Origin of the sequence: Candidatus Methylolitoribacter marinus (genome assembly GCF_051853155.1) — a bacterium.
Classification (GTDB): domain Bacteria; phylum Pseudomonadota; class Gammaproteobacteria; order Burkholderiales; family Methylophilaceae; genus BACL14.
In genome coordinates this window covers 942,749-963,986 of the sequence record NZ_CP124221.1, presented here as the reverse complement: position 1 = coordinate 963,986, position 21,238 = coordinate 942,749, and the positions used below count along the sequence as shown (strand labels likewise).

The window sequence follows — 21,238 nt, the reverse complement described above, 5'->3', positions numbered from 1 at the left end:
ATCTTTATTTTGATTCAATAAATTTTTTCAGTTCAGGTAATGCTGCATCTACCACAGCATTCATTGCATTTAAAGCGGACTCATCATCCTGACCTTCTGGAATAGGAGGATTTAGTTTATATACTCTATAGAATCTTGCAGTCCATTGAACTTCAGACTCATTATCATTGGCACCTTTAGCAACTGTAATATACATATTACAGTCAGCAACTGGCACATCACCTTCTACAATTTCAAACTTAATTTTCATTAAGTCGTCATCGATACCTTTTAATCTTTCTAAAACTTTGCCACCTTCTTTTAAAGTTAAAGTCCGAAATCTATCTTCACCTTTAACTTCAACTTTAATGTCAGATACGAATGGAAGCCATTTATTAGCGTTATCAAAATCTTTTACGACTTCCCAAACCTTATCAGGGCTAGCAGCAATTTTTACTGATTTTTGCACTTTTTGGGGGGTTGGACCATGCGCAAAGATAGTGAATGCAAACAAAAGTGAGGTGATAAGTAATACTATTTTTTTCATTGATAATCCTTAACTTATTTCAAAACAATCATCATCTTACTATAATACAGATTAGTTTTAATTATTTTGCCCAAATAAAATTTCCAAATGAGCGGCTTTCTCTACCTGTAGGTATCTCTTTTTTTAATTTTAAAGTATCTAAATTAAAAATGCTTATGGAATTTGATCCCCAATTTGTCACAATTAATTGATTATTTAATAAATCAAGGCCAAGATTTTCAGGGACCTCTCCAGTTTTTAGGGTTTTTAGTATAGAAAAGTCATCTTTATTTATAACGCTAACAGAATCATCTTGAGTGTTTGTGACAAAAAGGTAATGATCGGACGAAATAATGTTATATGGGTGGTCCCCAACATTAAATTTAGATGAATCATAAGTGTTTAAATTTATTTTTGATACATCGTTGGAATATACATTCACAGAGAATACATAGTCTTCTAATAAGTAAACACCAAAGGGGTGGTCACCAACCTCAATAGTTTTAATAACTTTATTATCTTGAATAATCGTTAACAAATTTTCATCTCTATTAGACACAATAATTCGATCTCTTTTTTTGTCGTAGATGATTCCAGATGGTGTCTTTCCAACTGGGATGACACCATCTCGTTCCCATGTAATGGTATTGTAGTAATATAATTTATTTTCATACCATGAAGATATGTAAAGTAAATCTTTACCCTCAACATAAACAATCCCTAGTGGAGTAAAGCCCAAATTTATGGTGTCAATAATCTTAAGGCTATCTAGATCTATTAACTGCAAAGATTCACTTTTTGTATTTGAAATTATTGCTAAATTATTTTTGAGAATCTCAACTGCCAATGGCCCAGGATTGGTTTGTATTGTTTTTATGATATTTAGATTTTGTAAATCGACAATCGATATTGTATCCTCGCCTTGGTTGGTAATAATTGCAAATGACTCCTGTTTACAGCCTTGAAAGATTACAAGAACTATGAACAGAAAAAAAAATTTTAAAAAATTATTTATCAAAGTCAATTAATATGAAAAAATTAGATTATTAAGTTTACGTTTTTATAAAAGTTTAACAATGATTGATGAAGATGGATATAGGCCGAATGTGGCTTCAGTAATAATTAATAAAGATAATAAAATTCTTTGGGCCAAAAGAGTTAATGAAGATAATTGGCAATTTCCTCAAGGGGGTATTCAAAAAGGGGAAACTCCCGAGCAGGCAATGTATCGTGAGGTCTATGAAGAAGTTGGCTTAAGTAAAAATAGCTTTGAGATACTAGGCAGATCATCTGATTGGTTAAGATACGATGTTCCAGAGAAGTTTGTGAAGACTTATTGGCAGGGAAGATATAGAGGGCAGAAACAAATCTGGTTTTTATTAAAATTTATTGGATCTGATGATTTAATTAATTTGAACCTACATGACTCACCAGAATTTGATGACTGGAAATGGGAAAATTTCTGGTTTCCTCTCAAGGAAGTGGTAGATTTTAAAAAAGATGTATATTCAACCGCTTTAAATGAATTGTGGAAATTTGTGGAGGCTATAAATTAAATTTCTGCAAGAATATCCTCTGTATTTTTAACCTTTTGACCCAACTTTACTTTTACCTCAGAGTTAATTGGAATGTAGTGATCCACTCTAGAACCAAAACGAATGAAACCATATCGATCACCTTTTTCTAGTTCTGATCCTTCATTCGCGTAACATAGAATTCTTCGGGCAATTAAACCAGCTATTTGAACAGAAGTAACAATTTGATTATTAGATGTCTTAATTGTGATAGCACAGTGCTCATTTTCGCTTGATGCTTTATCTAGAGCAGCGTTAAGAAATTTTCCAGGTTTGTAAATTTTATTAATTACTTTTCCAGAAATTGGTGCTTTATTAGAATGAACATTAAAAACATTCATAAATACGCTAATTTTTATTGCCTCTCTTTTATTATAAGGATCATTTGTTTTTTCAATAGCAATTACCCTTCCGTCTGCAGCAGATACAACTTCATTCGGTTTTGCAACAATTTTTCTTTGCGGATCTCTAAAAAATTGAATAATGAATAAACAAATCATTCCTGACAAACCAGAAATGACGGGATTGATAAAATAAATTGATATTACAAAAAACATGATCGCGAGAGTAATAAACGACCAACCCTCACGAGCAAGAATGGGATAATTTTTGTTCATTAGTTTTTAGATTGATCAACTAATTTATTTTTTGAAATCCAAGGCATCATTGATCTTAATTGAGATCCAACTTTTTCAATTTGATGATCATCGTTTTCTTTTCTATGAATTGTCATTTCTGGGTATCCATCATTTCCTTCATCAATAAAACGTTTGGCATATGATCCATTTTGAATATTCTCTAATGCTTTTTTCATTGCTTTTTTAGATTCAGCATTAATAACTTCTTTGCCAGTGACATATTCTCCAAATTCTGCATTATTAGATATTGAATAATTCATGTTGGCAATTCCACCTTCGTACATTAAATCAACGATTAGCTTCAGTTCATGTAAGCATTCAAAGTAAGCCATCTCAGGCGCATAACCAGCTTCTGTTAGAGTTTCAAAACCAGCTTTTACAAGCTCAACTGCTCCACCACATAAAACTGCTTGCTCACCAAATAAATCAGTTTCTGTTTCTTCCCTAAAGTCTGTTTCAATCACGCCACCTTTAGTTCCTCCATTCGCCATAGCGTAAGAAAGCGCCTTTTCTTTAGCTTGTCCAGACTTATCTTGATAAACAGCAATCAGTGTTGGAACACCTCCACCTTTGAGAAATTCTGATCTCACTGTGTGCCCAGGTCCTTTGGGTGCAATCATGATTACATCAACATCATCTTTTGGTGCAATAAATTTATAATGCACATTAAAACCATGTGCGAAGGCGAGTGTAGCATTAGATTTTAAGTTTGGTTCAATTTGTTCCTTATAGATAGCTGCCATAGTTTCATCGGGAATAAGGAGCATTACGATATCAGCATCTTTGACAGAATCTGCTACCTCTTTAACAACATGACCTGCATTTACAGCTTTGGCCCATGATGACCCATCTTTTCTAAGACCAATTGTGACATTAACACCTGAGTCTTTAAGATTAGCCGCATGAGCATGGCCTTGTGAGCCGTAACCAACAATGGTTACATTTAAATTTTTTATGATGTTCAAATCAGCATCTTGATCGTAATATACTTTCATTTTTTTATCCTAAATTAAATTTTCAGTATTCTATCACCTCTACCAATTCCGGATGCTCCAGTTCTAACAGTTTCAACAATTGCTGATTTGTCCAAACTATCAAGATAAGCATCTAATTTAGTAGATGATCCAGTAATTTCTATTGTAAATGTATTATCAGAGACATCGATGATCCTTCCTCTGAAAATATCACTAATTCTTTTCATTTCTTCGCGGTATTGGTGGCTTGCCTTTACTTTTACAAGCATTAATTCTCTTTCAATATGTTTTCCGTCATTTAAATCTAAAACTTTAACAACATCAATTAATTTATTAAGTTGTTTAATTATTTGTTCGATAACCTCATCAGAACCAGAGGTGACAATAGTCATTCTTGATAAAGAGGGATCTTCAGTAGGAGCCACCGTTAAAGACTCAATGTTGTAGCCCCTAGCTGAGAAAAGACCTGCAACTCTCGATAACGCACCAGCTTCATTTTCCATCAGTAAAGAAATAATATGTCTCATTATAAGTCCTCAGATAAGATCATCTGAGATAATCCTTTGCCATTTGGCACCATTGGATAAACATTTTCAGTTTGATCAGTAAGGAAATCAAGAAAAACCAAACGCTCTTTATTTTTTTTAGAAAATGCTTCTTTTAGAGCATCAGTAACCTCTGAGGGTTTTTCGATTTGTAAACCAACATGCCCATATGATTCAGCAAGCTTTACAAAATCAGGAAGGGCATCCATGTATGATTCTGCATAACGATTTCCATAGAAAAACTCCTGCCATTGTCTGACCATTCCCATATATCTATTATTCAGATTAATAATTTTTACTGGCAAATGAAACTGTTTGCAGGTAGAAAGCTCTTGAATACACATTTGAATTGATGCTTCGCCAGTTATACAAGCAACTTGAGCTTCAGGGTGGGCTAGTTGAGCCCCCATAGCGTAGGGTAGTCCAACACCCATTGTTCCAAGACCACCTGAATTTAGCCATCTACGAGGTTTGTTGAATGGATAATATTGTGCGGCCCACATTTGGTGTTGACCTACATCTGATGTAATAAATGCATCACCATTTGTAACTTTATGCAATTCTTCCACCACATACTGAGGTTTAATTACTTTGTCACTGTTTTTGTATGAGAGCGATTTTTTTGATTTCCATTCTTCAATTGTAGCCATCCAATCAGATTGAATCTTTTTGTCATGATTTTTTTCCAAAGTGGAGTAAATTTCATTCATATCTTCAAGTACACTTTTGACATTACCTACAATTGGGATATCAATTTTGACCCTTTTGGATATCGATGCTGGATCAATATCAATGTGAATAATTTTTCTTGGTTTTGATAAAAAGTGATCTGGATTGCCAATTACGCGATCATCAAATCTTGACCCAATAGCAATTAATACATCACATTCTTGCATGGCCATATTAGCTTCATATGTTCCATGCATGCCGAGCATGCCTAAGAATTGATTTTCATCTGCAGGGAATCCACCTAAGCCCATTAAAGTGCTCGTGATTGGAAATCCCAATTTTTTAATTAATTTGGTTAATTGTTCTGAGGCATCACCTAAAACAACACCACCACCTGTGTAAACCATTGGTTTTTTTGATGAGATTAATAATTCGAGCGCTTTAGTAATTTGACCTTGATGCCCTTTTTCAACTGGATGATATGACCTCAATTCAATTTCAGATGGATATTCAAAGACAGCTTCTTCGGCAGTAATATCTTTTGGAATGTCAACTACTACTGGGCCAGGTCTTCCAGATCTGGCGATATGAAAAGCTTTTTTAATTGTTGGGGCAATGTCTTCAATTTTTTTGATTAAAAAATTATGTTTTACACAGGGCCTTGTTATTCCGACCGTATCACATTCTTGAAAAGCATCTTGACCAATCGCATGGGTAGGAACTTGGCCTGAAATGATAACCATAGGAATTGAATCCATGTGGGCTGTAGCAATTCCTGTCACAGCATTTGTCGCACCAGGACCAGATGTCACAAGCGCCACTCCAACCTTTCCAGTAGATCTAGAATAGGCATCAGCTGCATGAACAGCAGCTTGTTCATGGCGAACTAAAACATGTTTGAATTTTTTTAATTGGAAAATGGCATCATAAATATTAAGAACTGCACCACCTGGATAACCAAAGACAAATTCTGTATTTTCTTTATGCAAGGAGTGAATAACAATTTCAGCTCCTGTTAACTTTTTTATGCTCATGTTATGTTTTTAAACCAAACAGCTAAAATAACCTATTTACATAGGTTTGGTCAAGTGGCATGTGACTTTTTATCTTCAATTAACATTGAAAAATCAATAGCTTGAATGTTTTTTGTCAAAGCACCAATAGATATTCTTAATTTACCTAGTTCAGCAATTTTTAATACTGTTTTTTGATTCACGTTGCCAGATATTTCAAAAATAGTATTTTTATTTGCCATACCAATAGCTTTTTTAATATTTGAATGAGAAAAGTTATCTAAAAGTATATTTTTAACTGAATATTTAAGGGCAATTTTTAATTGATTTAAATTTTCAACTTCAATTTGAATTGAATTTATGAGATTTTTAGTTTTAATTTTTTTAAGCAAGGTTTCAAAAGTCTCATTTGCTGAAAAATGATTTTCTTTAAAAAGAGCCATATCAAAAAGACCTAATCTCTGATTACTTCCGCCACCAACTTTTACTGCATATTTTTGTGAAAACCTCATACCAGGTATAGTTTTTCGAGTATCGTAAATTTGTGATTCCGTCTTTTTAATGATATTTACAAATTGATTGCTCAATGTCGATGTTCCGGAAAGCGTTTGAATAAAATTTAAACATACTCTTTCAATAGATAAAATTTCTCTAGTAGATCCACTTATTTCACAAACGCAATGGTCTTTTTGAATTGAGTCACCATCCTTAACATGCCATTTTATTTTTAAACTTTTTTGCTTTTTAATAATTTTATTAAGCCAAGCTTTTCCACAAAAAATAGCATTTTCATTACAAAAAATTTTAGCAATACTTAACGAATTTTTTTCAATAAAGTTGGCAGTGAGGTCACCTTTACCAATATCTTCTTTCAGAGCAATAGAGATATTTCGATTGATTTCTTTTTCAAGTAATTTTTTAAAATAAATGGTCATAAATAAAGCTTATTGAAAACTATTGAATCCGGATCTGATCACAGCACCGCCAAGGCATATATTACTGTCATAAAAAACAATATATTGACCAGGGGTAACGGCCCATTGTTTTTGTCCAAAAAAAGAAACTAACCCATCTGAATTAAGTTCGTTGATTTGGCATGCAGCATCAGGCTGCCTATATCTAATTTTTGCACCAATCACACGCTGGATGGGAAACGAATTCGAAATGGTATGAATTTCTTCAGCTTTGATTGCATCGTGATATAAAGCTGGGTGATTTTTACCTTGAGCAACAATTAATTGATTTTCACTCATATCTTTTTTAGCAACAAACCATGGCTCTCCACTTCCGGATGATGTTCCGCCAATTCCCAAACCCTGTCTTTGTCCTACAGTATAAAAAGTAAGACCATCATGTTTACCAATTTTTTTTCCATCAACAGTGACAATGTCCCCTGGATTTTTTGGTATAAATTGATTTAAAAATTCCGCAAAGGGTCTTTCTCCAATAAAACAAATCCCAGTTGAATCTTTCCTGTCATGGTTGTGTAAATTATTATCTTTAGCAATTTTTCTGACATCTGTTTTTAGTATTTTCCCTAAAGGAAAAATTGATTTGGATAACTGTTGTTGATTAAGTTTATGCAAGAAGTAACTTTGATCTTTTGAAGAGTCCATTCCTTTTAAAAGATAAAATAAACCATCTTTTTCTGTAACATTAGCATAATGTCCAGTTGCAATATAATCAGCCCCCAGCTGCATTGCGTGATTTAAAAAAGCTTCGAACTTAATTTCTGAATTACAAAGAATATCAGGATTAGGCGTGAAGCCCTTTTTTAAACCGGCTATAAAAAGATTAAATACCTTTTCTTTATATTCTTTTGCAAAATTAACAATTTCAATATCGATCCCTATTTTCTCGGCAACACTAATTGCATCAATTAAATCTTGCTTACTTGAACAATATTCATCGTCATCATCTGCCTCCCAGTTTTTCATAAACAAACCGCGAACATTATGTCCCTGTTTCTTTAAGATATGAGCAGTGACTGCAGAATCAACCCCGCCAGATAAGCCAACTATAATGTTCTTTTTTTTCATTAATTAATTTTTATTTTCTTGATTAATTTCAAGTGCTCTGTTGTATGCGTTTTTAACTGCTTGGTTAAAAATTTCTTTAATATTACTTTCATCAAACGATTTTATTGCTGCTTCTGTTGTGCCTCCTTTGGATGAAACGTTCTCTATTAAATTATCAAGATCATCAAGATTTTTTTTAGCAGTAGCACATGCACCTGCAAATGTTTCATATACAAGCTTCTTGGCATCCTCTAATGGGAGGCCAATTTTAGTCGCTGCTTCAATAAATGATTGCATTAGATAAAAAACATATGCTGGGCCACTTCCTGAAATAGCAGTGGATTGATCGATCATTAATTCATCATCAAAAATAATATTCTGACCAATACTGGAAAATATGCTGCCAATGATTTTCCTATCCTCAGATTCAATGAGATCATCAAAATAGATAGTATTTATACTCTTGCCTTCAAATGCATTTAAATTAGGCATGACCCTTACTAGTTTTTGGTGTCCTTTAAGATGCTTTTTTATTGTGTCTAGACCAATACCTGCAGCGATACTGATTACAATGGATCCATTTACATTAAGATTTTTACATGCTTCAGCTACATTTTTTGGCTTAACAGATAAAATAACAATATTAGTTTGATGGTGATCTACATTATCAACGATTTCTACTTTTAGTTTTTTTTGTATCTTATTTTTTAGTTCTTCATTTTTTTCTATCACGTATATATGAAATTTTTGTTTTGACGCACGGAGACCAGAAATCATAGCTTGTGCCATATTTCCACAACCAACAAATGTAATTTTTGTCATATTCGTTCCCCGAAAATTTTGGACCCAACTCTTATCATTGTTGAACCATGATTCATTGCCAAAAGATAATCATTAGACATTCCCATAGATAATGTGTCAACGGTATGAAAACGCTCTTTCATAGAAATAAAAGCTTTATTTAACAAAGAAAATTCTGTTTTTAGGAGATTGATGTTTGTGGTATTACTTGGAATAGCCATAATTCCCCTAAAACATACAAAATCATCATTTGGATCAATACCATCTAAAATTGCATCAAGATCATTGATGTTTATGCCACTTTTTGTGTTTTCTTTACTAATATTAATCTGGATAAGAAAGTTAATTTTTTTACCTAAACTATTCGCTTCATTTTTTATTCTGTCATATATTTTTAAACGATCAACGCTATGGACCCAATTAAAATATTCCGTTATTAGTTTTGTTTTATTACTCTGTATAGGGCCAATAAAATGCCAAATAATAGAAGGATTTGAAATAGATTTAATTTTATCAACTCCTTCTTGCACATAATTTTCTCCAAAATCTAAGTGCCCATAATTGATTAATCCCTGAATTTTTTCAATCGATTGTTTTTTGCTCACAGCAATTAAACTGATTTTTCTTTTATGATGTTCTTGAAAAAGAAGCATTTCTTCTTTGATGCGGTTATAGTTTTTAAATTCCATATGTAATTATAAAAAAAAACCAAGCAAATGCTTGGTTTTTAATAGAGATATGTTTAATTTTATTATTTTCTAGCTACTGGTTTCTTAGCTACTGGTTTCTTAGCTACTGGTTTCTTAGCTACTGGTTTCTTAGCTACTGGTTTCTTAGCTACTGGTTTCTTAGCTACTGGTTTCTTAGCTACTGGTTTCTTAGCTACTGGTTTCTTAGCTACTGGTTTTTTAGCTACTGGTTTTTTAGGCTCTGATTTAGTATCTTTTCCTAATAATGCATTAATTAACTTTTCTAACATATCTCATTTACTCCCTATAAAAACACTTATTCAAAAATGGTAATTATATTGCTTCTATTTAATGTTGCAAGTACTTTGTCATTACAGTTTAAAGTTCATAGATTTTTTTTCCATCCACAAATGTATGGCTTACTCTTCCTCGGAGTTCATATTCAAATGGAATATTTTTTCCTGACGTTTTCATTGAGCTTTGCGATGGTATCCAGCTTAATGATTCGTCATACAAGCAAAAATCTATATTAGTGCATGTATTTAGGTCATATTTTTCATTATTTAAAATTTTATATGGCTCTAAACTAATTTTTGAAAGCAGTTTTGTAATATTAATTTGATGATCCTGCGCAACTTTAAATACCAACGGCAGGAAAGTTTCAAAGGATGATGCTCCAGGCTCTGATTCTTCAAACGGAAGCATTTTTTTATCTAGATCCACCGGACAGTGGTCCGATGAAATGGCATCAATAACATCATTTTTAATACTATTAAAAATCTCCTCTTGATCAATCTTTGATCTTAGTGGGGGGGTAAGATGATAATTGGTGTTATACCCATCAATATCTTGCTCACTAAACAAAAGCTGATTAATAGATACATCACATGTCACATTTATATTTTCATTTTTTGCCTTTTCAATAATCTCTAGCGACTCTTTACAGGAAATTTTGGATAAATGAATTTTTGTACCAATATCTTTTGATAAGGCAAGATATTTTAGAATTTCAATTATTTCTGAATTTCTATTAAGTCCTTTTAAACCAAGTCTAGTCGCAATTGCACTTTCGTTTGCATAAGTATTTTTCGATAAGTAATTTTCTGTTGGACGCAAGAAAAGAGTAAACCCAAAAGTTTTTGCATATTCAAAAGCGCTCAAGAGAACCTTGGTATCTACAATTGGTTGCTCGGCTTGTGAAAACCCAATAGCACCAGCATCAAATAATTCTTTCATTTCAGATAGCTGATTTCCGGCTAAATTTTTTGTTATTGCTGCATATGGTTTGATATTGATTGGAAAGATTTTATTTGCTTTAGATATAAGATCCTTAATTAGACTGGGCTCATCAAGGACTGGATCTGTCGATGGTAGGCAGCAAACATTAGTAATCCCTCCTGCAATTGCTGCCGATATCTCTTGATCTAATATTGATCTATGCTCCTCACCGGGAGTTTTAAGATTGGAATAAAGATCTGTTATTACCGGGATTAATAATTTATTAGTACCATCAATAATTTGACATTTCTTATCAATATTTTTTTCATTGTGTGATAGATTTTCAATTTTCCCTGTACCGATATAAATATTTTGATTAGTTTGTATTTCACTATTAGAATCAAAAACACTTATATTTTTGATAAGGTATCTCATTTTTTCTCCATCAATAAAGACATAACAGCCATTCTAATTGCAATTCCAAAGCTGACTTGAGGAAGAATAACAGCCTTATTTGAGTCTGCTACTGAGGATTCAATTTCAACCCCTCGATTCATTGGCCCTGGGTGCATAATAATACAGTCTGGATTAGCCAACTCCACCCTTTTTGATGTTAAACCATATGTTTTGAAATATTCCTCTTGGCTCGGAATTAAAGCACTATCCATCCTTTCTTTTTGTAAACGAAGCATCATTATCACGTCTACATCTTTTACCCCATGGTCAAGATTATCAAAAGGGATTACCCCAAGATCTTTTACACCAAACGGCATTAATGTCTGTGGCGCAATAACCCTTATTTCTGGAACACCTAGAATATTCAGTGCATTAATTTCAGATCGAGCAACTCTGGAATGCTTAATATCTCCGATAATTGCAATTTTTAAGTTTTTAAAATCTTTTTTATAATGTCTGATTGTAAAAGCATCTAGTAATCCTTGAGTTGGATGTGAGTGATAACCATCACCAGCATTAACAACTTTGATATTTTGATCGATATTTTTTGCTATGAAATGTGCAGCACCTGATTGGTTATGCCGGATGACAAACATGTCAGCATGCATTGCTATTAAATTGTTTATTGTATCAAGAATAGACTCACCTTTAGATTGAGATGAAGTGCTTACATTAAGATTAATAACATCTGCAGAAAGTTTTTTTGCAGCAATTTCAAATGTAGTTCTAGTTCTAGTACTATTTTCAAAAAATAAGTTACAAATCGTTTTACCATTCAATAAATCAGTTTTTTTGACATTGTTATTTTTAAGATCCAAAAAGGAATCAGCTCGAACAAAAATTTCGTCAATAATCTGTCTAGAGAGACCTTCAATACACAATAAATGTTGAAGTTGTCCATTTTTTAATTGAATATTATGCATCTAAAGACCTCATTTGTTTCTCAACTTCATTAAAGTGTGATTGCAATATTATGTTTGCAGCAACTTGATCAACAAGGGCATTATTATTTTTTTGTTTTTTATTGCCTAAATCTTTAATAAACTCCTCTGCAGACGTTGAGCTGTAGTTTTCATTCACAAAAAAGATGGGTAGGTTAATATTTTTTTCGATATCTTTTGCAGTATTTATACAAAACTTTGTTGTGTCATTAGCACTTAAATCCTGATTTAAAGGGAGTCCAAGAACTAGGTATACTGGCTGCCATTCATTGACAAGTTGTTTGATTTTTTCTATTCGTTGATTTTTATTTTTTGAGTAAAAAGTAATCAAGTTTCTTGAAGTTTTAAGAACGTTATTACCGACTGCTACACCAATTTTTTTTATGCCTAAATCAAATGCAAGTACTGACCCTTTTTTTTCAATAATTTCTTTCAGATCATAGGTATTAAATTGCGTCATGATTTAAAAAAAAGGGAGAAGAAGGGTTTTAGGGAAACCAGAGTTGAATTTAAATTTTTTATAAGTGTTTTTCAACGCATTGAATAATAACACAATTTTATTTTTCTATAAATTCTTTTACCTCTAAACCAAAACCCATCATGCTAGGCATTTTTCTAGGTGATGCTAATAATTTCATATTTTTTACACCAAGATCAACTAGTATTTGAGAGCCTATTCCATAATTCCGAAGATCATTTTCTTTATTTTTTGGCTGCTGATCTAGATCACCAATTTTCTTCAGATTTGCTGAAGCACCATAATTTAGAAATAACATGACACCATTTTTTTCATTCGATATTTTTTCAAAAGCTTCATTGGGCGTCCATGAATGTTTATCATCTTTTACAATAAAGTCGAGGATAGTTAATGGCTCATGAACTCTAACCATTACATCATCGTTGGAATCAATTTCTCCTTTCACAAAAGCTAAATGAATACTGTTAGAAATTACATCCTTGTAAGTAATAAGTTTAAATTCTCCAAATGTTGTTGAAACAACATCTTCTTCAGTTCTTAGAATAAGTTTTTCTTTTTTTCTTCTATATTCAATGAGGTCAGCAATCGAGCCAATTTTTAAATGATGTTTTTTTGCAAAACCTTTTAAATCATCTAGTCGCGCCATTGATCCATCATCATTGAGAATTTCACAAATAACCCCATAGGGCTGGAATCCAGCAATTTGTGATAAATCACAGCCTGCCTCTGTATGACCTGCTCGATATAGAACGCCGCCTGAATGAGATATTAATGGAAAGATATGACCAGGTCGAACGATACTATTTTTTGTTGCATTTGGATGAATTGCGGCTTTAACTGTGGTTGATCGATCACTAGCTGAAATGCCAGTAGTTACTCCATCGGCAGCTTCTATAGAAACCGTAAAGTTAGTTCCTAGCTTTGCTTCATTCTCTTGAACCATTAAGGGGAGATTAAGCTGGCGAGCTTTTTCTTCAGTAAGCGTTAGACAAATTAGACCTCTTCCAAATTTGGCCATAAAATTGATAATTTCAGGTGACACATTATCTGCTGGAATAAAAAGATCACCTTCATTTTCCCGATCTTCATCATCAACCAGGACAACCATTTTGCCTAGCTTAAGGTCTTCAATTATTGATTCAATATTATCTAACATAAATTAAATTAACCATTTAATGCATAGCGTGCAAGCATATCAATTTCAAAATTAAATTGATCATTTATTTTATTAGTCTTAAAAGTGGTGTTCTCTATTGTATGTGGAATAAGGTTGAGGAAAAAATTATTTTTATCAACACCGTTTACCGTAAGACTAACTCCATTGATTGCCACCGATCCTTTTGGGGCTATAAATTTTTGAAATTGACTTGGTATCTCCATAACCCAAATTTGAGAATCTGATGCTTTTTTTATATCTTTTAATATTGCTTTTGAATCAATATGGCCAAAAACGAAATGGCCACCGACTTTATCACCAATTTTTAATGATTCTTCCAAATTAACTTCTTGATTCAAATAAAATGGGACAACTTTTGAAAGTGTCTCCTGAGATAAATAAAAATCAAGGGTATTATGAGTTAAATTTATTATTGTAAGACATGCGCCATTAACACAAATGCTATCGCCAAGATCGGCATTAAATGTTCCGTTATATTCAATTGTCAATTGAATGTCAGTATCAATTTCTGTGATACTTATGATCTTACCAATTGTTTTAATAATCCCTGTAAACATGCCATAATTCTAACAGATCAACACATCTTCATTTAACAAATGATTTTTTTCATATGAAATCTTTATTTTTAGATTTTTGGGTATCCCGCAAAATTTTAATCAATGGTAGTAACAACCGTTTTTTATCTTTTATTGGTTTTTCAAGTATTTTGGGAATATCTATTGGAGTTATGGCATTAATTGTTGTGATGTCAGTTATGAATGGATTTCATTTTGAATTGAAGAAAAGAATCCTTGATGCTACATCTCATATTGAAATAACCGGTGGCCTAGATGATCAAGATGAAATTAATCAATTAATAAATAAAATTATTGATTTGAAACATATTAAAGCGGTTTCACCCTATGTTTCAGGAGAGGGTCTTTTATCGAGCGGATCAATTAATAGGGGAGTCCTCGTAAAAGGAATCGATCCTCAGCACGAAAACAATGTTAATCAGCTTCTAAATAAGGTAGTTAAAGGCTCTAAAAAATTTTCAAACAAGTCATTTGAAATAATTATTGGCGTTGATCTTGCAAGATTATTAAATGTTGATATTGGCGATGATGTTTCATTATTGATTCCGAAGCTCAATTTTAGTCCAATTGGTAATTATCCAACAATAAAAAAATTTAATATAGTTGGAATTTTTGATGCTGGTATTTATGAGTTCGATAGCAGCTTGGCGCTAATAGATTATCAAGATGCTCAGAAAATTTTCTTTAAAAACCAACAAACAAAATTTTCTGCAATGCAAATTCAATTAACAGACTCTAACGAAACCTTAAATGTTGAAACAAATATCAAAACAATCCTAATGGATTTAAATATCAATTCATTTATTAGCAACTGGACAAATAAAAATAAAAATTTTTTTAGTGCAATTCAGATGGAAAAAAGAGTGATGGCTATAATTTTAACTTTAATTATCGCAGTTGCTGCTTTTAATTTAGTGGCATCATTAGCTATGAGTGTGCAGGATAGGAAAAAAGATATAGCAATTTTGATGACTATTGGATTTTCAAAATTTCAAATTATAAGAATTTTTATATTTCAAGGATTTATTATTGGCTTTATAGGGTCTTTATTAGGATTGGCACTTGGAGTTTTGATTGCGTCTAATATCAATATTATTGTTCCATTCATTGAAAGCCTATTTAATATTCAATTTTTATCAAAAGATATTTATTACATCAACGAGCTTCCCTCAATAATTATTCCTATGGATATACTTTTTGTCATACTGATATCCATTGTTTTATCGCTTATTGCTACCATTTATCCAAGCCAAATGGCAGCAAAATTAAATCCTGGTGAAATTTTAAAAAATGAGTAATGTTATTGAGATTAAAAATTTAATAAAAAGATTTCCATCGTTGGAAAAGCCTCTTTTTAATCGATTAACAGTTGAAATCAATGAATCGACTGTGATAACTGGTGTATCAGGGTCAGGGAAAACAACTTTTATGCAAATCATTGCCGGGCTAGATACATTTGATCAGGGGGATGTTAATGTTCTTGGAAAAAGTTTAAAGTCTTTAAGTTCTTCCCAGATGACAAATATCAGAAGAAAAGAATTTGGATTCATATATCAGTTTCATCATTTATTAAATGATTTTAATGTTTTGGAAAATATTAAGTTACCTTTATTGCTTAATGGGCATGATGATGACAAAGCTTCAATAAAAGCAAAAAGTTTAATTTCTCAGGTAGGTTTAAGTGAGAGATTACATCATTTTCCCAACCAATTATCTGGTGGCGAGAGGCAGAGAGTTGCTGTGTGTAGAGCCGTGGTTCACGATCCAAAAATTATATTTGCAGATGAACCAACGGGAAATTTAGATAAAAAAAATTCTAAGATAGTAATAGATTTACTAATCAAGATGGCTAAAGAAAAATCGATTTCATTAATAATGGTGACTCATGATTTATCTGTGTTAAAAAAATTTAAAAACAAACTTGAGTTTGTCGATGGAAAATTGAAAAAATGTTAATATTCTTTTTGAATCATTAATGCTTATTAAGGAGTTGTAGAGTGTGGGATATTATTCAAGGCGCTGGGTGGCCAATTTGGCCTTTAATTTTTGCTTCAATTCTTGCTCTAGCAATTATTATTGAAAGACTGTGGGCGTTACGGTCAGAAATAATTGCACCAAAAAATTTATTAAATGAAGTGAGGTCATTAATTGACCAAAAAGGCGTCAATAAAAAATCTATCGATCTGCTTAGAGAACATTCTTACTTAGGTGAAATATTTGCCACGGCACTTGATCATATTTCAAGCTCTCCAGGACTTATAAAAGAATCAATCGAAGAAACGGGAAGGGCAGTTTTTCATAAATTAGAAAAATACTTATCAACTTTGGGAACTATTGCAACGATAGCGCCATTACTTGGTTTGTTTGGGACAATTATTGGTATGGTTGAATTATTTAGCTCGTTCACAAGCAGTGGCGCTGATGTTACTGTTTTTGCTAGAGGTATTTCAATAGCTTTATACAATACTGCAGGAGGAATTGTTGTAGCAGTTCCGGCGATGATTATGTACAGATTTTTTAAAAATAAAGTTGAATCACTGATTGTTGAAATGGAACAACAGGCTATTACTTTAGTTGAAATTATTCATCATAAAGGAAAATAACTAATGAATTTCAGAAGAGGCAGTCAAGAAGATGAGTTGGAGATAAATTTTATCCCTCTGATTGACGTTTTACTGGTGATCATTATATTTCTTGTGGTAAGTACGACATTCTCTAAATTTAGTGAATTAAAAATCAACCTTCCAACTGCTGAGGCAATTCCTCAAGAAAATGATCTTGATAAAGTCGATATCGTTATTACAAGCGATAATCAATACTTTATTAATGATGTGCAAATTAATAACAATACGATTGCTGGCATTCTTGAGGAATTGCAAAAATTAAAATCTAATAACGATCTTCCTACAGTTATTATTAATGCTGATGCCATGTCGAATCATCAATCTGTAATAAATGTTATGGAAGCAGCAAGACTTTCTGGTCTCAATAAAGTCACTTTTGCTACAAAGGTTAATTAAACCTCTCAATGCCAGAGTTAAAAAAACATCCTCTTAAGTTTTCAGAATTTAAAGAGATATATCAGCAACTTTTAAGATATGCGCTCAATTATAAATTTTCCTTATTTTTGAGTATTATTTTTATGCTTATATTTTCTTTAACTAATACTGGTTTTTTAGCACTTTTAAAAGAGATTACCGACAACGGTTTTGATACTGAAAATTCAATAATTAAAATAATGTTACCCATTTCACTGATGGTGCTGATGTTAATCAGAGCTTGTTCATCATTTATTTCTGGTTATCACATTAGAAAAACTTCAAGAGGTGTGGTTGCTGATCTTAGGATTGATACCTTTAAAAAATATCTCAAACTACCTGTGTCATATTTTGATAACAACAACGCAGGAATGCTTGTTTCAAAATTAACTTATGAAGCAGATCAATTGTCAGCAGTTATAACGAGAATTGGTATAACTATAATCAGAGAATCATTTACTATCATTGCTTTATTTATATACATGGTTTACTTAGATTGGTTTCTCAGCTTAGTCTTTTTATTAATGACACCAGTAATTATTAGATATTTAAAGAAAGTATCACCTCGACTCAGGTCTTTTGGTTTTGAGGTGCAAGAAACTATGGGGAATATGACATCCACGTCGGAAGAGGTAGTGACTGGACAAAGGGTGATAAAAGTTTTTGGCGCAATAAATTACGAATTACAAAGATTTATATCTATTGTCAAAAAAAATATGAATATGCAAATTAGACTAGCAAGACTATCTCTATTTAACAGCATGTTAATAGAAATTATTGCCTCAATTGCCTTGGGAATTATTGTTTACTATGCTTTGGCAAATTTTACGACAGGTGAGTTTGCTGCGTTTGTTGGGGCATTGTTAATGATGATTAAGCCCATCAAAAGCTTAACAGAGGTTAATGAGTCATTGCAAGTTAGTATTGCTGCAGCAAAAAGTATTATGAATGTTTTAAATGAGCGGAATGAAAAAAATCAAGGAAAAAAAGTTTTATCTAATATTAAAGGCGATATAGAAATCAAAAATTTATCTTTCCAATATGGAGACAAAGGTAGAAATGTATTGAATCAGATATCATTGAAAATAAAAAGAGGAGAAAAAATTGCATTAGTTGGAAAATCTGGTGGAGGAAAAACAACCTTGATGAACTTGCTACCAAGATTTTATGATTTTCAAGAGGGTGATATTTTAATTGATAAAGTAAACATAAAAGAGTTAAAACTTGATAATTTACGTAGCTTTTTTTCTTTAGTAACTCAAGATACTATTTTGTTTAACGACAGTGTGCGAAATAATATATGTTATGGAAATCAAACGAAAAAAATCTCTGATTTAAGATTAAATGAAGTTATTGAGCAATCAAACTGTAAAGAATTTATAGAAAAACTTCCTAATAAGTTAGATAATTTGGTGGGTGATCGTGGAGTTAAATTATCTGGCGGTCAAAAGCAGCGTATCGCAATAGCTAGAGCAATTATTAAGGACGCTCCTATTTTGCTTCTTGATGAGGCAACCTCCGCTCTTGATTTAGAGTCTGAAAAACTTGTTCAGGATGCACTAGACCATTTAATGAAAAATAAAACATCGATCATTATTGCTCATCGATTATCAACCGTGAAAAATGCTGATAAAATTTTTGTTCTTGATAAAGGATCAATTATTGAGTCGGGTAACCATGATGAACTAATAAGAAAAAAAGGGTTTTATTCAAAACTTTATAAAAAAGAATTATCGTAAAAAGTGATGTCTATTGAAAAATTTTTTACAGATCAGTATTACAAACAAGCCAATTTAATTTGGTTATTACTTCCTATTTCATTAATAAATTATATTTTCTACTATTTAAGAAATGCTCTTTATCAATCTAATATTTTTAAGCAAAGAAAATTACCAGTAAAAACAATCGTAATTGGTAATTTAATTGTTGGCGGTTCAGGAAAAACACAGCTTGTCATTTACTTGGCTAAATTATTTAAAAAAAATAATTTAAATGTTGGAATCATTTCTCGTGGTTATAAGGGAAAATTTAAAAACACAACTGAGGTTTTTGGTGATTCAAATCCAATTCATGTAGGTGATGAGGCACTGCTATTAAAACAAAAATTAGATACCCCTGTATTTATAAGTAAATCGAGATATGAAGCGGGAAAGGCTTTAATAAAAAAATATAGTGATGTTGATGTCATTATTTCAGATGATGGGCTACAGCATAAAAGTTTAATTTTTGATTACAAGATATTGATCAATGATGATCGCTATGTGACCAATCGCTTGATGCTTCCAGCTGGGCCTTTTAGAGAGCCTTTGTCGAGAATCCATGATAATGACATCTATGTTTTATCTAACAGCTTAAAATCAAAAAAAAACTTTTTTAATTTTTCTGTCAACCATAAAGTAACCAATTTAAAAACAAGTAAAGTAATGAGTCTAAAAATATTAACCAATTTACATTTATCTATTGGAATAGGGTATCCATATCGATTAATTAATTCATTAAAAAAATTATGTCATTTCAAATATCAGATTTATGATGATCATTACTATTTTACAAAAGATGACTTTAAAGATAACTTTAATTATCTTATAACTGAAAAAGATTCAGTTAAATGTAAAAATATTGATAATAAAAATATATGGGTACTAAAATCAGATGCTAGGATGTGCCCAGTGTTTGAAAAAGAATTACTTGGAAAAATTTTAAATGGATAAAGATTTACTAGAATTAATTGTATGCCCCGTAACTAAAGAGAAGCTTGTATACGATAAAAAAAACAATGAATTAATATCAAAGGGAGCAGGATTAGCCTATTCTATAAAAAATGGAATCCCGATAATGTTAGTATCTGAGGCAAGAAAAATAAAATGAGTTTTACTGTTGTAATACCTGCTCGCCTAAATAGCACTAGACTTGAAAATAAGCTTCTTTTAGAAATAAATAATAAACCACTTCTTATTCATACCGCTGAACAAGTAGCTAAATCTAAAGCTACTAATATTTTCATTGCGACAGACAATCAAATTATTTGCAATGTAGCAGAAGATTTCGGTTTTAAGTCTGTTATGACTTCCGAATCTCATCAATCAGGAACCGATAGAGTCAACGAGGCATTGCAAATTCTCTCCCTTTCAGATGATCAAGTATTAGTTAATGTCCAAGGGGATGAACCTTTAGTGGATTTTAAATTAATTAATGAGCTTGCTGAAAATATTTCAACTCATAATCAATTTGTATCCGCGTATCAAAAATTTAAAAGCTTTGAAGATTATAAAAATAAAAATAATGTAAAGGTAGCTCTCAATGAGAGGAATGAAGCGATTACTTTTTCAAGAAGCATGATTGGTAATTTAAATGATAAAGACTTTATTGATGATCTAATCTATCATCATATTGGTATTTATGCATACACAGTGAAGCTGGTTAATCAATTTTGTCAGTTAGATCGACCTGAAATTGAAAAAGCTGAAAAACTAGAACAAATGAGAGCGATTTTCAATGACATTCCAATTAAAATGATTGAGTTCCAAGGCAAAGAAATGATTGGCGTGGATACGATTGAAGATTTTAATAAAGTTAAAATTTTGCTTAGCTAAATAGCATCATCATTCGTTTCACCAGTTCGAATTCTGATAGCTTTTTCAACAGGGGATACGAAAATTTTTCCATCACCAATTTTTCCAGTGTGCGCAGTATTTTTAATAGTCTCAATAACTTTATCCACCATTTTATCTGATACAACAATCTCAAGTTTCATTTTAGGTAAGAAATCAATAACATACTCAGCGCCACGATATAGTTCCGTATGACCCTTTTGTCTTCCGAAACCTTTAACTTCAGTAACCGTTAAACCTTCAATACCAACTTCAGCAAGGGCTTCGCGAACTTCATCTAATTTAAATGGTTTTATGATTGCATCAATTTTTTTCATA

Annotated in this window: 26 protein-coding genes; 9 read left to right on the top strand and 17 right to left on the bottom strand. The window is 31.8% G+C overall.

Going from position 1 to position 21,238, the window contains the following annotated elements:
- Window positions 1-4: 4 nt before the first annotated feature.
- The gene (locus QFA95_RS05130) at window positions 5-526 is read right to left on the bottom strand and encodes an SRPBCC family protein (protein ID WP_486462460.1); all 522 of its coding nucleotides are present in this window, start codon (window positions 524-526) and stop codon (window positions 5-7) included.
- A 61-nt stretch (window positions 527-587) separates the two neighbouring features.
- A complete protein-coding gene (locus QFA95_RS05125; RefSeq protein ID WP_486462459.1) occupies window positions 588-1,523 on the bottom strand; it encodes a YncE family protein in 936 nt (311 codons plus the stop codon).
- A 58-nt stretch (window positions 1,524-1,581) separates the two neighbouring features.
- On the opposite strand from QFA95_RS05125, the gene QFA95_RS05120 reads away from it, so the two are divergent.
- Window positions 1,582-2,061, top strand: a complete 480-nt coding sequence (locus QFA95_RS05120; RefSeq protein WP_486462458.1) for an RNA pyrophosphohydrolase — start codon at window positions 1,582-1,584, stop codon at window positions 2,059-2,061.
- On the opposite strand, the gene QFA95_RS05115 is transcribed toward QFA95_RS05120, so the two are convergent.
- The 14 genes from QFA95_RS05115 to QFA95_RS05050 form a co-directional block, all read right to left on the bottom strand.
- A complete protein-coding gene (locus QFA95_RS05115; protein WP_486462457.1) occupies window positions 2,058-2,696 on the bottom strand; it encodes a phosphatidylserine decarboxylase in 639 nt (212 codons plus the stop codon). The two genes, QFA95_RS05120 and QFA95_RS05115, sit on opposite strands and share 4 nt — an antisense overlap.
- Complete coding sequence (gene ilvC, locus QFA95_RS05110) at window positions 2,696-3,712, bottom strand: ketol-acid reductoisomerase (RefSeq protein ID WP_486462456.1); 1,017 nt, start codon at window positions 3,710-3,712, stop codon at window positions 2,696-2,698. Before ilvC ends, QFA95_RS05115 begins: the two co-directional genes overlap by 1 nt.
- Window positions 3,713-3,726: 14 nt before the next feature.
- Window positions 3,727-4,218, bottom strand: coding sequence for an acetolactate synthase small subunit (gene ilvN, locus QFA95_RS05105; protein ID WP_486462455.1), 492 nt, complete (start codon window positions 4,216-4,218; stop codon window positions 3,727-3,729).
- Complete coding sequence (gene ilvB / locus QFA95_RS05100; RefSeq protein ID WP_486462454.1) at window positions 4,218-5,939, bottom strand: biosynthetic-type acetolactate synthase large subunit; 1,722 nt, start codon at window positions 5,937-5,939, stop codon at window positions 4,218-4,220. Before ilvB ends, ilvN begins: the two co-directional genes overlap by 1 nt.
- A 50-nt stretch (window positions 5,940-5,989) precedes the next feature.
- Complete coding sequence (gene nadC / locus QFA95_RS05095) at window positions 5,990-6,853, bottom strand: carboxylating nicotinate-nucleotide diphosphorylase (protein ID WP_486462453.1); 864 nt, start codon at window positions 6,851-6,853, stop codon at window positions 5,990-5,992.
- A 9-nt stretch (window positions 6,854-6,862) separates the two neighbouring features.
- Window positions 6,863-7,957, bottom strand: a complete 1,095-nt coding sequence (mnmA, locus tag QFA95_RS05090; RefSeq protein ID WP_486462452.1) for a tRNA 2-thiouridine(34) synthase MnmA — start codon at window positions 7,955-7,957, stop codon at window positions 6,863-6,865.
- Between the two features lie 3 nt (window positions 7,958-7,960).
- On the bottom strand, window positions 7,961-8,758 hold the full coding sequence (proC, locus tag QFA95_RS05085) for a pyrroline-5-carboxylate reductase (RefSeq protein WP_486462451.1): 798 nt from the start codon (window positions 8,756-8,758) through the stop codon (window positions 7,961-7,963).
- Complete coding sequence (locus tag QFA95_RS05080) at window positions 8,755-9,426, bottom strand: YggS family pyridoxal phosphate-dependent enzyme (RefSeq protein ID WP_486462450.1); 672 nt, start codon at window positions 9,424-9,426, stop codon at window positions 8,755-8,757. Before QFA95_RS05080 ends, proC begins: the two co-directional genes overlap by 4 nt.
- Before the next feature lie 62 nt (window positions 9,427-9,488).
- Window positions 9,489-9,716 (bottom strand): histone H1-like repetitive region-containing protein, encoded by a 228-nt coding sequence (locus QFA95_RS05075; RefSeq protein ID WP_486462449.1) that lies wholly within the window; start codon window positions 9,714-9,716, stop codon window positions 9,489-9,491.
- Between the two features lie 88 nt (window positions 9,717-9,804).
- Window positions 9,805-11,079: an amidohydrolase family protein gene (locus QFA95_RS05070; protein WP_486462448.1), complete on the bottom strand. Its 1,275-nt coding sequence runs from the start codon at window positions 11,077-11,079 to the stop codon at window positions 9,805-9,807.
- Window positions 11,076-12,023, bottom strand: coding sequence for an aspartate carbamoyltransferase catalytic subunit (locus QFA95_RS05065; RefSeq protein ID WP_486462447.1), 948 nt, complete (start codon window positions 12,021-12,023; stop codon window positions 11,076-11,078). Before QFA95_RS05065 ends, QFA95_RS05070 begins: the two co-directional genes overlap by 4 nt.
- Window positions 12,016-12,501 carry a Holliday junction resolvase RuvX gene (gene ruvX, locus QFA95_RS05060; protein ID WP_486462446.1) on the bottom strand — a complete coding sequence of 162 codons (486 nt, stop codon included), beginning with the start codon at window positions 12,499-12,501 and terminating at the stop codon, window positions 12,016-12,018. Before ruvX ends, QFA95_RS05065 begins: the two co-directional genes overlap by 8 nt.
- A gap of 97 nt (window positions 12,502-12,598) precedes the next feature.
- Entirely contained in the window at window positions 12,599-13,675 is a 1,077-nt protein-coding gene (gene ribBA, locus QFA95_RS05055) for a bifunctional 3,4-dihydroxy-2-butanone-4-phosphate synthase/GTP cyclohydrolase II (protein WP_486462445.1), read from the bottom strand.
- Between the two features lie 8 nt (window positions 13,676-13,683).
- The gene (locus tag QFA95_RS05050; RefSeq protein WP_486462444.1) at window positions 13,684-14,253 is read right to left on the bottom strand and encodes a riboflavin synthase; all 570 of its coding nucleotides are present in this window, start codon (window positions 14,251-14,253) and stop codon (window positions 13,684-13,686) included.
- A 53-nt stretch (window positions 14,254-14,306) separates the two neighbouring features.
- Here QFA95_RS05050 and QFA95_RS05045 point away from each other — a divergent pair, with 53 nt between their 5' ends.
- From QFA95_RS05045 to kdsB, 8 genes are read left to right on the top strand one after another with little or no spacing between them, the layout of a single operon-like run.
- A complete protein-coding gene (locus QFA95_RS05045; RefSeq protein WP_486462443.1) occupies window positions 14,307-15,569 on the top strand; it encodes a lipoprotein-releasing ABC transporter permease subunit in 1,263 nt (420 codons plus the stop codon).
- Window positions 15,562-16,227: an ABC transporter ATP-binding protein gene (locus tag QFA95_RS05040; protein ID WP_486462442.1), complete on the top strand. Its 666-nt coding sequence runs from the start codon at window positions 15,562-15,564 to the stop codon at window positions 16,225-16,227. The genes QFA95_RS05045 and QFA95_RS05040 overlap by 8 nt, the downstream gene beginning before the upstream one ends.
- Window positions 16,228-16,268: 41 nt before the next feature.
- Window positions 16,269-16,874 (top strand): MotA/TolQ/ExbB proton channel family protein, encoded by a 606-nt coding sequence (locus QFA95_RS05035; RefSeq protein WP_486462441.1) that lies wholly within the window; start codon window positions 16,269-16,271, stop codon window positions 16,872-16,874.
- Window positions 16,875-16,877: 3 nt separating this feature from the next.
- Window positions 16,878-17,291 carry an ExbD/TolR family protein gene (locus QFA95_RS05030; RefSeq protein ID WP_486462440.1) on the top strand — a complete coding sequence of 138 codons (414 nt, stop codon included), beginning with the start codon at window positions 16,878-16,880 and terminating at the stop codon, window positions 17,289-17,291.
- An 8-nt stretch (window positions 17,292-17,299) separates the two neighbouring features.
- Window positions 17,300-19,048 (top strand): lipid A export permease/ATP-binding protein MsbA, encoded by a 1,749-nt coding sequence (msbA, locus tag QFA95_RS05025; RefSeq protein WP_486462439.1) that lies wholly within the window; start codon window positions 17,300-17,302, stop codon window positions 19,046-19,048.
- Window positions 19,049-19,054: 6 nt separating this feature from the next.
- The gene (gene lpxK / locus QFA95_RS05020) at window positions 19,055-20,020 is read left to right on the top strand and encodes a tetraacyldisaccharide 4'-kinase (RefSeq protein WP_486462438.1); all 966 of its coding nucleotides are present in this window, start codon (window positions 19,055-19,057) and stop codon (window positions 20,018-20,020) included.
- Window positions 20,013-20,177 (top strand): Trm112 family protein, encoded by a 165-nt coding sequence (locus tag QFA95_RS05015; RefSeq protein ID WP_486462437.1) that lies wholly within the window; start codon window positions 20,013-20,015, stop codon window positions 20,175-20,177. The genes lpxK and QFA95_RS05015 overlap by 8 nt, the downstream gene beginning before the upstream one ends.
- A complete protein-coding gene (gene kdsB, locus QFA95_RS05010) occupies window positions 20,174-20,902 on the top strand; it encodes a 3-deoxy-manno-octulosonate cytidylyltransferase (protein WP_486462436.1) in 729 nt (242 codons plus the stop codon). Before QFA95_RS05015 ends, kdsB begins: the two co-directional genes overlap by 4 nt.
- Here the strand turns inward: kdsB and QFA95_RS05005 are convergent.
- A complete protein-coding gene (locus QFA95_RS05005) occupies window positions 20,899-21,237 on the bottom strand; it encodes a P-II family nitrogen regulator (RefSeq protein ID WP_486462435.1) in 339 nt (112 codons plus the stop codon). The genes kdsB and QFA95_RS05005 overlap by 4 nt on opposite strands.
- Window position 21,238: the final 1 nt, after the last annotated feature.

Bases quoted from the DNA above. Each gene is read 5' to 3' on its own strand.
- QFA95_RS05130 (WP_486462460.1), bottom strand. From the start codon at position 526: ATGAAAAAAATAGTATTACTTATCACCTCACTTTTGTTTGCATTCACT.
- QFA95_RS05120 (WP_486462458.1), top strand. From the start codon at position 1,582: ATGATTGATGAAGATGGATATAGGCCGAATGTGGCTTCAGTAATAATT.
- QFA95_RS05115 (WP_486462457.1), bottom strand. From the start codon at position 2,696: ATGAACAAAAATTATCCCATTCTTGCTCGTGAGGGTTGGTCGTTTATT.
- ilvC (WP_486462456.1), bottom strand. From the start codon at position 3,712: ATGAAAGTATATTACGATCAAGATGCTGATTTGAACATCATAAAAAAT.
- ilvN (WP_486462455.1), bottom strand. From the start codon at position 4,218: ATGAGACATATTATTTCTTTACTGATGGAAAATGAAGCTGGTGCGTTA.
- ilvB (WP_486462454.1), bottom strand. From the start codon at position 5,939: ATGAGCATAAAAAAGTTAACAGGAGCTGAAATTGTTATTCACTCCTTG.
- nadC (WP_486462453.1), bottom strand. From the start codon at position 6,853: ATGACCATTTATTTTAAAAAATTACTTGAAAAAGAAATCAATCGAAAT.
- mnmA (WP_486462452.1), bottom strand. From the start codon at position 7,957: ATGAAAAAAAAGAACATTATAGTTGGCTTATCTGGCGGGGTTGATTCT.
- proC (WP_486462451.1), bottom strand. From the start codon at position 8,758: ATGACAAAAATTACATTTGTTGGTTGTGGAAATATGGCACAAGCTATG.
- QFA95_RS05080 (WP_486462450.1), bottom strand. From the start codon at position 9,426: ATGGAATTTAAAAACTATAACCGCATCAAAGAAGAAATGCTTCTTTTT.
- QFA95_RS05075 (WP_486462449.1), bottom strand. From the start codon at position 9,716: ATGTTAGAAAAGTTAATTAATGCATTATTAGGAAAAGATACTAAATCA.
- QFA95_RS05070 (WP_486462448.1), bottom strand. From the start codon at position 11,079: ATGAGATACCTTATCAAAAATATAAGTGTTTTTGATTCTAATAGTGAA.
- QFA95_RS05065 (WP_486462447.1), bottom strand. From the start codon at position 12,023: ATGCATAATATTCAATTAAAAAATGGACAACTTCAACATTTATTGTGT.
- ruvX (WP_486462446.1), bottom strand. From the start codon at position 12,501: ATGACGCAATTTAATACCTATGATCTGAAAGAAATTATTGAAAAAAAA.
- ribBA (WP_486462445.1), bottom strand. From the start codon at position 13,675: ATGTTAGATAATATTGAATCAATAATTGAAGACCTTAAGCTAGGCAAA.
- QFA95_RS05050 (WP_486462444.1), bottom strand. From the start codon at position 14,253: ATGTTTACAGGGATTATTAAAACAATTGGTAAGATCATAAGTATCACA.
- QFA95_RS05045 (WP_486462443.1), top strand. From the start codon at position 14,307: ATGAAATCTTTATTTTTAGATTTTTGGGTATCCCGCAAAATTTTAATC.
- QFA95_RS05040 (WP_486462442.1), top strand. From the start codon at position 15,562: ATGAGTAATGTTATTGAGATTAAAAATTTAATAAAAAGATTTCCATCG.
- QFA95_RS05030 (WP_486462440.1), top strand. From the start codon at position 16,878: ATGAATTTCAGAAGAGGCAGTCAAGAAGATGAGTTGGAGATAAATTTT.
- msbA (WP_486462439.1), top strand. From the start codon at position 17,300: ATGCCAGAGTTAAAAAAACATCCTCTTAAGTTTTCAGAATTTAAAGAG.
- lpxK (WP_486462438.1), top strand. From the start codon at position 19,055: ATGTCTATTGAAAAATTTTTTACAGATCAGTATTACAAACAAGCCAAT.
- QFA95_RS05015 (WP_486462437.1), top strand. From the start codon at position 20,013: ATGGATAAAGATTTACTAGAATTAATTGTATGCCCCGTAACTAAAGAG.
- kdsB (WP_486462436.1), top strand. From the start codon at position 20,174: ATGAGTTTTACTGTTGTAATACCTGCTCGCCTAAATAGCACTAGACTT.
- QFA95_RS05005 (WP_486462435.1), bottom strand. From the start codon at position 21,237: ATGAAAAAAATTGATGCAATCATAAAACCATTTAAATTAGATGAAGTT.